9 protein-coding genes are annotated in these 13172 nt (G+C 71.8%); 4 read left to right on the forward strand and 5 right to left on the reverse strand.

The genetic code is table 11. From position 1 onward, the window contains the following. The first annotated feature begins 203 nt into the window (after positions 1 to 203). Complete coding sequence (locus tag ACGFNH_RS01695; RefSeq protein ID WP_393650970.1) at positions 204 to 1718, forward strand: cysteine desulfurase/sulfurtransferase TusA family protein; 1515 nt, start codon at positions 204 to 206, stop codon at positions 1716 to 1718. Between the two features lie 140 nt (positions 1719 to 1858). Here the strand turns inward: ACGFNH_RS01695 and ACGFNH_RS01700 are convergent, their stop codons facing one another. Then, a complete protein-coding gene (locus ACGFNH_RS01700) occupies positions 1859 to 2833 on the reverse strand; it encodes a carbohydrate kinase family protein (protein WP_393650971.1) in 975 nt (324 codons plus the stop codon). Positions 2834 to 3048: 215 nt separating this feature from the next. Here ACGFNH_RS01700 and ACGFNH_RS01705 point away from each other — a divergent pair, with 215 nt between their 5' ends. After that, entirely contained in the window at positions 3049 to 3264 is a 216-nt protein-coding gene (locus ACGFNH_RS01705) for a hypothetical protein (RefSeq protein ID WP_393650972.1), read from the forward strand. Positions 3265 to 3358: 94 nt separating this feature from the next. After that, positions 3359 to 4999, forward strand: coding sequence for a hypothetical protein (locus tag ACGFNH_RS01710; protein WP_393650973.1), 1641 nt, complete (start codon positions 3359 to 3361; stop codon positions 4997 to 4999). 154 nt (positions 5000 to 5153) lie between these two features. Here ACGFNH_RS01710 and ACGFNH_RS01715 read toward each other — a convergent pair whose 3' ends face one another. Then, the gene (locus ACGFNH_RS01715) at positions 5154 to 5510 is read right to left on the reverse strand and encodes a HesB/IscA family protein (protein ID WP_393650974.1); all 357 of its coding nucleotides are present in this window, start codon (positions 5508 to 5510) and stop codon (positions 5154 to 5156) included. A gap of 283 nt (positions 5511 to 5793) precedes the next feature. Here ACGFNH_RS01715 and nadA point away from each other — a divergent pair, with 283 nt between their 5' ends. After that, positions 5794 to 6972, forward strand: coding sequence for a quinolinate synthase NadA (nadA, locus tag ACGFNH_RS01720; protein WP_393651468.1), 1179 nt, complete (start codon positions 5794 to 5796; stop codon positions 6970 to 6972). A gap of 272 nt (positions 6973 to 7244) precedes the next feature. Here the strand turns inward: nadA and ACGFNH_RS01725 are convergent, their stop codons facing one another. From ACGFNH_RS01725 to ACGFNH_RS01735, 3 genes are all read right to left on the reverse strand, one after another. Continuing rightward, a complete protein-coding gene (locus tag ACGFNH_RS01725) occupies positions 7245 to 10466 on the reverse strand; it encodes an efflux RND transporter permease subunit (protein WP_393650975.1) in 3222 nt (1073 codons plus the stop codon). A 335-nt stretch (positions 10467 to 10801) separates the two neighbouring features. Further along, positions 10802 to 11488, reverse strand: a complete 687-nt coding sequence (locus ACGFNH_RS01730; protein WP_393650976.1) for a response regulator — start codon at positions 11486 to 11488, stop codon at positions 10802 to 10804. Next, positions 11485 to 12972, reverse strand: a complete 1488-nt coding sequence (locus ACGFNH_RS01735; RefSeq protein WP_393650977.1) for a sensor histidine kinase — start codon at positions 12970 to 12972, stop codon at positions 11485 to 11487. Before ACGFNH_RS01735 ends, ACGFNH_RS01730 begins: the two co-directional genes overlap by 4 nt. Between the last annotated feature and the right edge of the window lie 200 nt (positions 12973 to 13172).

Genomic DNA, 13172 nt, shown 5'->3' on the forward strand with positions numbered 1-13172 from the left:
CCTTCTGACACGCCTTCGCATACGGCGTGAGCAGCGCATCCGCGAGCCTGCGCCACCCGGGAGGGGTGATGCCTCCCGGCCCTCCGGAGAGCCGTCGCCGCGCCGCTCGCCGGTACGCGGCCGGGGCCCTGTCCCTGGGCGCCATGGGCCGGTCCGCGCCTGGTCGAGGACCCCCGGTGGCCGGGTCGCGTTAGCGTTCATACGTGGTGTACTTCGATTCGGCGTCGTCCGCTCCGCTCCATCCCGTCGCCCGCCAGGCGCTGATGGCCTCGCTCGACGAGGGGTGGGCCGACCCGGCCAGGCTGTACCGGGAAGGACGACGTGCGCGGCTCCTGCTTGACGCCGCGCGGGAGGCGGCGGCCGAATCCGTCGGCTGCCGGCCGGACGAGCTGGCCTTCGCTCCCTCCGGCACCCGCGCCGTGCACAGCGGGATCGCCGGCGCTCTGGCCGGCCGGCGCCGTACGGGCCGGCACCTCGTCGTGTCCGCCGTCGAGCACTCCTCCGTCCTGCACGCCGCCGAGGCGCACCGGGCGGGCGGCGGCGAGAGCGACGAGGTCCCCGTGGACCGCGCGGGCCGGGTCGACCCGCCGGCGTACGCAGCGGCACTGCGCCCCGGCACGGCTCTGGCCTGCCTGCAGTCCGCCAACCACGAGGTGGGCACCGAGCAACCGGTGGCCGAGGTCGCCCGGGCGTGCGGGGAGGCAGGCGTGCCGCTGCTGGTGGACGCCGCGCAGTCGCTGCCGTGGGGGCGGGTCGCGGGCGACTGGTCGCTCCTGACCGCGAGTGCCCACAAATGGGGCGGGCCGCCGGGCGTCGGCCTGCTCGTCGTACGCAAGGGAGTGCGGTTCGCGGCCCAAGGGCCCGCGGACGAACGGGAGTCGGGGCGCGCGCCCGGCTTCGAGAACATCCCGGCGATCGTGGCCGCGGCCGCCTCCCTGAGGGCCGTACAGCAGGAAGCGGCCCAGGAGGCGGAGCGGCTGCGCGGGCTGGTGGACCGGATCCGGCGGCGGGTGCCCGAACTGGTGCCGGACGTCGAGGTCGTCGGCGACCCGGTACGGCGGTTGCCGCACCTCGTCACCTTCTCCTGTCTCTATGTCGACGGAGAGACGCTGCTGCACGAGCTGGACCGGGCGGGCTTCTCGGTGTCCTCGGGCTCCTCGTGCACGTCGAGCACGTTGACGCCGAGCCATGTGCTGCGCGCGATGGGGGTGCTCTCGGAGGGCAACGTCCGGGTGTCCCTGCCGTCCGGTACGCCGGAGGAGGAGGTGGAGCGCTTCCTCGCGGTGCTGCCGGAGGCGGTGCGGGGTGTACGCGAGCAGCTCGGTGCCCCGGCGGGACGGCCCGCGGAACCGTCGCCGGAGGCGGTCACGCGCGAGGGCCGGGGACCGGCGACGGAGACCGGCACGGGAGAGGGGACGGCGCCCGGGTCCGCGGACGCGGGCCGGGAAAAGGCCGGGGATGAGGCTCGGGACGAGGCCCGGGCGGACGAGAAGCCCGCCCTCACCGTCGACTCCCTCGGCAAGCGCTGCCCGGTCCCGGTGATCGAACTCGCCAAGGTGATCGGGGACATCGGGATCGGCGAGATCGTGGCCGTCCTCTCCGACGACGAGGCGGCGCGGCTGGACTTCCCCGCCTGGTGCGCGATGCGGGACCAGGAGTACGTGGGCGAGCGCCCGGCCGACCGGGGCACGGCCTATCTGGTGCGCCGCCGCTCCTGAACCGCCCGAACCCGCCACCCCGTTCCCGCCCGCCCGCCCCTGCCCGCGCACCCGGAAACAGCGCCGCCCACCCGCCCTTGTGAGGGGCGGGTGGGCGGAAAGCGCGGGTGGACTCGCAGCTCACCTGCGGGCCCGGAGCGTCAGGACAGGTGCGCCTGGACCTCGGCGGCCGCCTCGTGGCCGTACGCCTTGGTGAAGCGATCCATGAAGTGGCTGCGCCGCAGCTCGTACTCCTGCGTCCCGATGGTCTCGATCACCAGCGTCGCCAGCATGCAGCCGAGCTGGGCCGAGCGCTCCAGCGGCAGCTTCCACGAGACGCCCGCGAGGAAGCCGGCGCGGAAGGCGTCGCCGACGCCGGTGGGGTCGGCCTTGCTCTCCTCCTCCGGGCAGCCGACCTCGAGCGGCTGCTCGCCGTGCCGCTCGATGCGCACGCCCTTGGCGCCGAGCGTGGTGACGCGGGTGCCGACCTTGGCGAGGATCTCGTCCGCCGTCCAGCCGGTCTTGGTCTCGATCAGGGCCTTCTCGTACTCATTGGTGAAGAGGTACGCCGCCCCCTCGACGAGGACGCGGATGTCGTCGCCCTCCATGCGGGCGAGCTGCTGGGAGGGGTCCGCGGCGAAGGGAATGCCGCGCGAGCGGCACTCCTCGGTGTGGCGGATCATCGCCTCGGGGTCGTCGGCGCCGATGAGGACGAGTTCGAGCCCGCCGACGCGGTCCGCGACCGGCTTGAGCTCGATGTTGCGGGCCTCGCTCATCGCGCCGGTGTAGAAGGACGCGATCTGGTTGTGGTCGGTGTCGGTGGTGCAGACGAACCGCGCCGTGTGGAGCATCTCGGAGATGTGGACCGAGGAGGTGTCGACGCCGTGGCGGTCGAGCCAGGCGCGGTACTCGGCGAAGTCGTCGCCCGCGGCGCCGACGAGGATGGGGCGCAGGCCCAGCAGGCCCATGCCGTAGCAGATGTTCGGCCCGACGCCGCCCCGGCGCACGTCGAGGGTGTCGACCAGGAAGGAGAGCGAGACCGTATGCAGCTGGTCCGCGACCAATTGGTCGGCGAATCGGCCGGGAAAGGTCATCAGATGGTCGGTGGCGATGGAGCCGGTGACAGCGATGCGCACGACGGATCTGCTCCTGCGGCGAGTGAAGGGATGAGTGGACGATCGCGCTATGAAGAAGCGGTGAAAGGACCGGTATCCACGCTACCGGCTCCCCACGCTCCGTTCCGACGTGGCAAAACTACCCGATAGTAGGCCTTTCTCGGTCCGGTGGGGCTGCTTACCGTTCATGGTGTCGGGGTCTGCGGCGTTGCCGACCCCTCGGACCGGGAGTGCCCATGATCAAGCACGCCGATTCCTCCGCCCAGCCGGATTCCGCCGAGCCGGAGTCGCTGGCAGAGCTGCGCGGCGACTGCGCGCGGATGGCCCCGCACTGGGCGTCCACGGCCCGTTCCGCCCCCTCCGAGCACGTCTCACCGTCGCGTATCCGAGGGGTCAAGGTGTCATCCGAGTCGGCCCATCTGCTGGACGGAATGTCCGAGTACGGCGACTGACGGGAACCACACGCTCCCCTGCTCCGTCCAATCGGCGTCCCCGGATGAGGGACCCGGCACGAAAAGTGTCGAGCGGAGCCGAAGGAGCTGAACGGTGAGCACCGAGAACACTCCCCCCACCTCGGACGGAGAGGACCCGACCGAGGGCACCTCGAAGAGCACACCGGCCCCCGAGACCCGTACGCCCGCCCCGAGGCACCGTCGCCCCGGGCTTGTGGCCGCCTCGGTGGCGGTCGCGGTGCTGCTGGCCGGTGGCGGCGGTGCGTACTGGGCCTCGACCGCTTCGGACGGCGGAGGCGACGACACATCGGCCGCGGGCGAGGGCGAGCCGCCGCCGCTCCGGCTGGACGGATACGGACAGGCGTCCGCCGAGGACGGCCACGGGATCGCCCCCGGCGAGCCCAACCCGAACGGCTCGCGCTACCGCGCCCTCGGCGACCTGCCCGACGGCCCCGGCTCGGCGCCCGTCTACGACGCGCGGAGCGGCGTGACACGGGGCCAGGCCGAGAAGCTGGCCGACGCGCTGGGCGTCAAGGGAGCACCCCGTGACGTCAGCGGGTCGTGGAAGTTCGGGCTGACCCGTGACGCCTCCGGGCCGACGCTGAGCGTCAGCAAGAAGGCGCCGGGCACCTGGACGTTCCAGCGGTACGGCAAGCCGGGCGGCCCCTCCTGCGCCGAGCCGCCGATGAGCGGCCCGAAGGACGGCCAGGACGCCGGCTCGGCCGAGTCCTCTCCCCCGCGCTGCCTTCCCATCCCGGGCGACGGGCAGGACGGCACGGAGGGCCACGGCAAGGACCCGGTCTCCGAGGACCGGGCGAAGTCGGTGGTCGGGCCCGTACTGGAGAAGGTCGGGCTGAACGAGGCGAAGCTGGACGCGAGCCGTACGACGGGTGCCGTGCGCGAGGTGAACGCGAACCCGGTGAAGGACGACCTGCCCACGCACGGCTGGCAGACCGGCCTGCAGGTCGGCGCGGACGGCCAGATCGTCGGTGGCAGCGGTCACCTCGCCGAGCTGACCAAGGGCGCCGACTACCCGGTGCTCACGGCCGAGGACACGCTGAAGCGGATGAACAAGGCCGGCAGCGGCGGCACGGTCGGCATCCCCGAATGCGCCTCTGCAGTGCCGCACAAGGCCGGTGAGGCGGAGACGCCTCCGTGCACCGAGCCGAAGGGCAAGCCGGGCGGCAAGCCCGCTGCGCCGGCCAAGCCGCTGGAGGTCAGCGACGCCGTCTTCGGTCTCGCGGTCCAGTTCGTGGACGGGCGCGAGACGCTGGTGCCGTCGTGGATGTTCGAGGTCCGGCCGTCGGGTGCCGCGGAGAGCTCGGGGACGTACACGGTCACGCACCCCGCCGTGAAGGACAAGTACATCGAGGAGTCCACGCCGTCGCCGTCCGCGCCGGGCAGTGACGAGCCGACGTCCGAGCCGGGCAAGCCGAGTGGTGAGTCCCCGCGTGTCACCTCGTACAGCGCCGACGGCAAGACCGTGACGCTGCGGTTCTGGGGCGGGGTGTGCCACACCTACACCGCCAAGGCCGACACCTCGCTGTCCGACAAGGTGGTCGTCAGGGTCACGGGCAAGGAAAAGAAGCCGGGCCAGGTGTGCGTGAAGATGGCCAAGGAGTACGAGGAGAAGGTCACGCTGGACAAGCCGCTGGGCGACCGCGAGCTCATGGACGCGGCGAGCGGCAAGACCGTGGCGAAGGGATCCGGCAAGGCCGGGCCCGAGACGCGGTGACCGGCGCTGCCGGATATCCCCCAACGCCGAAGGCGGCGGACCGAGGAAGGTCCGCCGCCTTCGGCGTGCGTGCCCGTGCGTCGCGCGCACGGTGGCTACCGGTCGTCCGGTTGTCCCTGGGCTCCGAACGGAAACCCGGGACGCAAGGGAACTCCTAGTTGAAGGAGTCGCCGCAGGCGCAGGAGCCGGTCGCGTTCGGGTTGTCGATCGTGAAGCCCTGCTTCTCGATGGTGTCGACGAAGTCGATGGACGCGCCGCCCAGGTACGGGGCGCTCATCCGGTCGGTGACGACCTTCACGCCTTCGAAGTCCTTCACGACATCGCCGTCGAGCGAGCGCTCGTCGAAGAAGAGCTGGTAGCGCAGGCCGGAGCAGCCACCGGGCTGGACGGCGACGCGCAGCGCGAGGTCCTCGCGGCCCTCCTGCTCCAGCAGGCTCTTGACCTTCGCCGCGGCGGCGTCGGACAGAATGATGCCGTCGCTCACGCTGGTCTTCTCGTCCTGAACGGACATCTGCTCTCTCCCGGGTTGTTCGGACTGCTTGCCGTCGGCAAAAACCAACGGGGCCGCGGATTCATTCCGGGCCTGGCACATTCACTTCCGCGTTCATGCTCGCACACCTCCCGCCGTACGGTCGCGATGCTGTGCGGGGATCCCGGGAGGCCCCGGGCGGGCGTCCCGTGAATGCGTCACATCGACACGATGCCCATCGTCAAACTGACACGAAGCAGTTATGATGGATAACGTCAATCAGACGAAAAGGTGCGTCTGCGGAACACAGAAAGGGTGCGTGTCAGTGACCCCCGCCCAACCCCTCGATGTCCAGCCGACGCCGCTCGCCCTGCTCCTGCTCGGCCGGGAGGCCGACCCGAAGAGCGAGCGCGGTGTCGAGTGCCCCGGCGACCTGCCCTCCCCGTCCGACCCGGACCTGGTGGAGCGCGCCCGGGCGGCCAAGGCGCGCCTCGGGGACAAGGTCTTCGTCCTCGGCCACCACTACCAGCGCGACGAGGTCATCCAGTTCGCGGACGTCACCGGTGACTCCTTCAAGCTCGCGCGGGAAGCCGCCGCGCGTCCTGAGGCCGAGTACATCGTGTTCTGCGGAGTCCATTTCATGGCCGAGTCCGCGGACATCCTGACCGCCGACAACCAGGAGGTCGTGCTGCCCGACCTGGCCGCCGGGTGCTCGATGGCCGACATGGCCACGGCCGAGCAGGTCGCCGAGTGCTGGGACGTGCTGACCGAGGCCGGGGTGGCCGAACTGACCGTCCCCGTCTCGTACATGAACTCCTCCGCGGACATCAAGGCGTTCACCGGCAGGCACGGCGGGACGATCTGCACCTCGTCCAACGCCAAGCGCGCGCTGGACTGGGCGTTCGAGCAGGGCGAGAAGGTCCTCTTCCTGCCCGACCAGCACCTGGGGCGGAACACAGCGGTCCGCGACATGGGGATGTCGCTGGAGGACTGCGTCGTCTACAACCCGCACAAGCCGGGCGGTGGCGTGAGCGCCGAGGAGCTGCGGGCCGCGAAGATGATCCTCTGGCGGGGCCACTGCTCCGTGCACGGGCGGTTCTCGCTGGAGTCGGTGCGGGACGTACGGGAGCGGATCCCGGGTGTGAACGTGCTGGTGCACCCGGAGTGCAAGAACGAGGTCGTCGCGGCCGCGGACTTCGTCGGCTCGACGGAGTACATCATCAAGGCCCTGGAGGCGGCGCCCGCCGGGTCGAAGTGGGCGATCGGCACGGAGCTGAATCTCGTACGGCGCCTGGCGAACCGTTTCGCCGACGAGGACAAGGAGATCGTCTTCCTCGACCGCACGGTGTGCTTCTGCTCGACGATGAACCGCATCGACCTGCCGCACCTGGTCTGGGCGCTGGAGTCGCTGGCGGACGGCAAGACGGTCAACCGGATCCAGGTCGACCCGGAGACCGAGAAGTTCGCCAAGCTGGCGCTGGAGCGGATGCTCGCGCTGCCGTAGCCGGCACCACCGCGCACGAAAGGCCCGGGGGCCGTCCCGTCGAGGGGCGGCCCCCGGCTCTGCGTGGGCCGCGGGGCGGTGCCGCGGACCGGTGCCGGGTCCCTGCTGCGGGGCGGTCCCTCAGAACGGTGCGGGCGGGTGATGCGGGGCGGTGCCGCGGACCATGCGGGTCGCCGGCCGGGCCCGTACGCGAGCGGGCGGCCCCCGCGACCACAACCGGGCCGTGGGGGCCGCCCGTTGGACGGCTCGGACGTCTCGGACGCCTCGCGGGGTCAGACCCCCGCCGGCTCCGACTCCCGCTCCGCCGACGCCGGGCCACTGCCCGACGCCGCGCGCTTGGCGGCGCGCTTGGTGTGGCGGCGCTCCTTGCGGAGCTCGACCATCGCGTACAGCGTCGGCACCAGCAGCAGCGTGAGCAGCGTGGAGGTGACCAGACCGCCGATGACCACGACCGCCAGCGGCTGGGAGATGAAGCCGCCGTCGCCGGTGATCGCCAGTGCCATCGGCAGCAGCGCGCAGATCGTCGCCAGCGCGGTCATCAGGATCGGCCGCAGGCGGTGGCGGCCGCCCTCGACGACGGCCTCGACGACGCCGTAACCCTGCGCCCGGTACTGGTTGATGAGGTCGATCAGCACGATGGCGTTGGTCACCACGATGCCGATCAGCATCAGCATGCCGACCAGGGCCGGGACGCCCATCGGCGTGCCCGTGGCGACGAGCAGGCCGATCGCGCCGGTCGCCGCGAACGGGATGGAGATCAGCAGGATCAGCGGCTGCACCAGCGACTTGAAGGTCGCGACCAGCAGCATGAAGACGATCGCGATGGCCGCCAGCATGGCCAGGCCCAGCGAGGAGAACGCCTCGTCCTGGTCCTGGGAGACACCGCCGATGTCCGCGGTGGCGCCGTCCGGCAGCTTCAGCTTGTCGATCTTCGACTGGAGCTGGGTGCTCACCTCGCCGGTGTTGTCACCGGTCGCCTTGGCCTTGATCGTCGCCGCCCGCGACCCGTCGATCCGGGTCATCTGGACGGGCCCGTCGACGGTCTTCACATCGGCGATCTCACCGAGCTTCACCGCACCGGCGGGGCCTGCCAGTTCGAGCTTCCTGAGCTGGTCCTCGGTCCTCGCGGGCTTCTCCGCCTTCAGGACGACATCGCGCTCGGTCTCGCCGAGCACCGCCTTGCCGGTGGTGGTGCCGCGTACGGCCTGGGTGACGGCCTGGCCGAGGGTGGCGTCGGAGTAGCCCTGGCCGGCCGCCTTGGCGTTCGCGGTGACCGAGATGCGCGGGACGCTCTGCGCCAGGTCGCTCTGCACATCGGTGACGTCGTCGAGCTTCGCCACCTCGGCACGCACCTGCTCGGACGCCTTCTTCAGCACATCGGCGTCCGCGGCCTTGACCACGACACTGAGGTCCTGATTGCCGAAGCCGTCCCCCGCCTGCACGGTGGTCTGCCCGGCGCTCTTCCCGAGCCCCTCCAGGCCGTCGCGGATCTTCTCGATGGCGGCGTCGGAGTCGTCGGAGTTCCTCAACTTCACCTGGTACGACGCCTGGTTGGCGCCCGTACCGCCGCCGAAGGCCGCCATGAGACCGGAGGAACCGACCGTGACCTGGTAGTCCTTGACCTCGCGGATGCCGTCGAGCATCTTCTCGACCTTCTGCGCGGAGGCGTCGGCCGCTTCCAGGCTGGTGCCGGCCTCGAGCTCCTGCCGGATCGAGAGCGTGTCCTGGTCGCCCGCGTCGAAGAAGTTGGTCTTCAGCAGCGGGGCCATACCGAGCGTGCCGATGAACACGACGACCGCGATCAGCACGCTGGTGAACCGGCGGCGGGTGGCGAACCGCAGCACCGGCACGTACATCCGCTGGAGCGGGCTGCGCGACTCCTTCTCCTCCGAGACACGGCGCAGCTCCTCCGGGTCCATGCCCGCCGAGCCCTTGGGGGCGCGCAGGAACCAGAACGAGAGCACCGGCACGACCGTGAGCGACACGATCAGCGAGGCCAGCAGCGCGACCGTGACGGTCAGCGAGAACGGGCCGAACAGGGCGCCGGTCATGCCGCCGACGACACCGATGGGCAGGAACACGGCGACCGTGGTGAGCGTCGAGGACGTGATCGCCCCGGAGACCTCCTTGACGGCGTCGAGGATGGCCCGCTGCCGCTCCTCGCCGTACGAGAGGTGCCGCTTGATGTTCTCCAGGACGACGATGGAGTCGTCGACGACGCGGCCGATGGCGATCGTCAGCGCGCCGAGCGTGAGCATGTTGAGCGAGAGGTCGCGTGACCACAGCACGATCAGGGTGATCACGACGGACAGCGGGATGGAGACCGCGGTCACCAGCGTGGAGCGCAGCGACACCAGGAAGATCAGGATCACCACGACGGCCATGAGGAGGCCGAGCATGCCCTCGGTGGTGAGGCTGTCGATGGACTTGGAGACCGCCGGGCCCTGGTCGCTGACGACGGTCAGCTCGGCCTCGGAGCCGAGGTCCTTGCGCAGCTCGGGCAGCTTGTCCTTGACGGCTTCGGAGATGTCGACCGCGCTGCCGTCCTGCCCCATCGTCAGGACGACGCCGAGGCTGGCCTCGCCGTTGGTCCGGGTGAGGGAGACCGGGGTCGCGGACGCGTCCTTCACCTCGGCGATGTCACCGAGGCGTACGGCCTTGGGGGCCGCGCCGCCACCGGTGCCGCCGCCCTGGTCGGCGGACGGGCCGCTCTCGCCGCTCCGGTCACCGCCCTGGCCGCCGGCGGCAGCGGCCGCAGGGGAGATCCGCAGGTTCTCGATCTGGCGCACCGAGGTGAACCCGGTGCCGACCTGGACGGTCCTGCTCTTGCCGTCCTCGGCGAAGGAACCGGCGGGCACCGAGGCGCCGCCCGCCTCCAGCGCCTGGCCGATGGCCGTCGCCGACAGTCCCGCCCGGGCCGTCTTCGCGTCGTCCGGCGTGACCGAGACGATGCGGTCCCGGACGCCGTCGATCGTGACCTGCCCGACGCCCTCGATGTCCTTGAGGACCGGGACGAGGGAGCGGTCGAGCTGGTCGGCGAGCGCCTGCTGGTCCTTGCCGGAGGTGACGGCGAGGACGACGGCGGGCATGTCGTCCGTCGAGCCTGCGACGACCTGCGGGTCGACGTCGTCCGGCAGTTCGGCGCGTGCCCGGTTCACGGCCTGCTGGACGTCGGCCACGAGCTGCTTGGAGCCGTTGCCGTAGTCGAACTGGGCCATGATCACGGCCGAGCCCTCGCTGGCCGTCGCCGTGAGGCCGGTGATGCCGTCGACCGACTCGATGCTGTCCTCGAGCGGCTGGACGACCTGCTTCTCGACGACATCGGGGGACGCACCCTGGTACGGGGCCAGCACCGACACCATCGGCAGCTCGATGGAGGGCAGCAACTGCTGCTTGAGCTGGGGTATCGCGACCGCTCCGAAGGCGATCGCGATGAGCGCCATGAGGGCGATCAAACCCCGTTGTACGAGGCTGATTCGGGACAGCCAGGACATGGGTGGAGGTCTCTCTTCTGTTGCCGGTCGTGAAGCGGTCTTATGCCGCACTTATACGATCGGCCACAGGAGGGGTCGGATTCCTCGCTCCCAGGTCGGTTCTCGGCCGGCCCGCCTACCACGGACGCAGTACGGCCCTCTCCCCCGTCCGTCCACCCTTCGGCGGACGGGGCCTCAACCCACCCCGGGGCCGGCCGCCCGACCAGCGTGGGGCCGGGCCCTGATCGGCCGGGCGGCAGAGCGCCGGTCCGCCGCCGGACCTGACGCCGTCCCGCCCGGGACCGGACGCCATCCCGCCGCGGTACGGACGCCGTCCCGCTCCCCGGGGCCGGCTGTCAGTCCACCCTCGGGCGGACCAGCCCGGTCTCGTAGGCGATCACCACGAGCTGGGCGCGGTCGCGGGCGCCGAGCTTGGCCATCGCCCGGTTCACATGTGTCTTCACGGTCAGCGGGCTCACTGCCAGCCGCTCGGCGATCTCGTCGTTGGAGAGCCCGCCCGCGACGAGGACGAGGACCTCGCGCTCGCGCCCGGTGAGTGCCGCCAGCCGTTCGGCGCCGCCGCCCCGCTCCTCCCCGGCATCCGAACCGTCCGGCTGCGCAAGGAACTTGGCGATCAGCCCCTTGGTGGCGGCCGGCGACAGCAGCGCCTCCCCCGCGGCCGCGACGCGGATCGCCGAGAGCATCTCCTCCGGCTCCGCGCCCTTGCCGAGGAAGCCGGAAGCTCCCGCGCGCAGCGACTGCACCACGTACTCGTCGACTTCGAACGTCGTCAGCATCACCACGCGGACGCCGTCGAGCGCCGGGTCGGAGCTGATCTCCCGGGTGGCCGCCATACCGTCCGTACCGGGCATCCGGATGTCCATGAGGACGACATCCGCCCCGCGTTCGCGCACCACCCGGACCGCCTCCGCACCGTCCGAGGCCTCCCCCACGACCTCCATGTCGGGTTCGGAGTCGACAAGGATGCGGAACGCGCTGCGCAGCAGCGTCTGGTCGTCCGCGAGCACCACCCGGATCGTCACGTCGCCCCCTTCTGCGCGGCCTCCCCGGCCTGCGCGTCCGTGAGCGGCAAGCGTACGTGCACGCGGAATCCGCCCCCGTGGCGCGGGCCGGTCTCGCACAACCCGCCCAGGACGGCCGCGCGTTCCCGCATGCCCATCAGCCCGTGGCCGCCGCCGGCGTCGGGGCGGTCGGTGAGGGCGGCGGCGTCCACGCTCGTACGGGCCGGGGCCGGGCGCCCGTGGTCCGTACGGTCGAGGGCCGGGCGGTCCGCCTTCGTACGGTCCTGGCTCGCGCCCTTGGTGTTCAGGCCCTTGCCGGTCAGGCTCTTCGTGCTCAGGCCCTTGGCGTGCGTCCCGGCCACCGCGGTCGGCGCGGGAACCCCGGCCCCGTCGTCCAGGACCGTGATCTCCAGGGCCTGGCGGGCCCGGGCGATACGGACGATCGCGCGCACCTGCTCGCCCGCGTGCTTCTGGGTGTTGGTGAGGGCCTCCTGCACCACGCGGTACGCGGTCAGGTCGACGCCCTTCGGCAGATCACCGATCACCTCCGCCGCGTCCTCGGCCCGGCGGCCGTGCCACGGCCCCTCGCCACCGGCTCTGGACATCTCGACCTCGACCGGCAGCCCGGCGCGCGCGAAGGAGTCGATGAGCTGGTCGAGGAGGCCGAGCCCCGGGGCGGGTTCGGTGGGCGCCTCGGGGTCGCCGAACTGGCGCAACAGCCCGACCGTGGCGCGCAGTTCATTCAGTGCGGAGCGGCTGGCCTCCCGTACGTGCGCCAGCGCCTCCTTGGCCTGGTCGGGGCGGTTGTCCATGACATGCGCGGCGACTCCGGCCTGGACGTTGACCAGCGCGATGTGGTGGGCCACCACGTCGTGCAGCTCGCGGGCGATCCGCATGCGCTCCTCGGCGACGCGGCGGCGAGCCTCCTCCTCACGGGTCCGCTCCGCGCGCTCGGCACGCTCCCGGATGGCGTCGACGAAGGCGCGGCGGCTGCGGACGGCGTCGCCCGCGGCCGCCGCCATGCCCGTCCAGGCGAAGATCCCGACGTTCTGCTGCACGTACCAGGGGCGGGCGCCGAAGAGCATGGCGGTGGCCGCGAGTCCCACGGCGGTGAGCAGCCCGACCCGCCACGTCGTGGAGCGGTCGGTCCTGGAAGCCACGGTGTAGACGGCGACGGCCGCGGTGATGGCGACCGACGAGGTGTCGTCACTGCGGACGACCACCAGCTCGGCCAGGGACAGGGCGCCCGTGACGGCGAGGACCCGGTGCGGCACCCGGCGGCGCAGTACGAGCGCACTTGCGGCGAGGACCGCGAGGACGACGCTCGCCGCCTCGGGGCTGCGCTCGCCGTACTGGCGGCCGTGGGGCCCGTGCGGCTCGGTCACCATGCCGACGAGGATGATCGCGAGGACGACGGCGGCCACGGCGGCGTCGAGGGCCAGCGGGTGGGCGCGCAGCCAGCGCTGGGACCGGGCGAGGCCCTGTCCGACGGCGAGGGAGGTCACGACAAGCAACCGTAAGCGGTGCCCGGCGTGCGCCGACAGCGGGCGTGGGTGCAGGACAGGACCCGGAAGAGCTCGCAGATCCGCACGGGCGGACAACTACCTGCCCGTTTTGCCGCATTGATACCGCTATGGGGATGCACTTCCGGCGCCGGACTCCCTTCGCACGGCGATGGCCCGGTCCCCTTCGCGGGGCACCGGGC

Origin of the sequence: Streptomyces sp. NPDC048639 (assembly GCF_043199075.1) — a bacterium.
Lineage (GTDB): Bacteria > Actinomycetota > Actinomycetes > Streptomycetales > Streptomycetaceae > Streptomyces.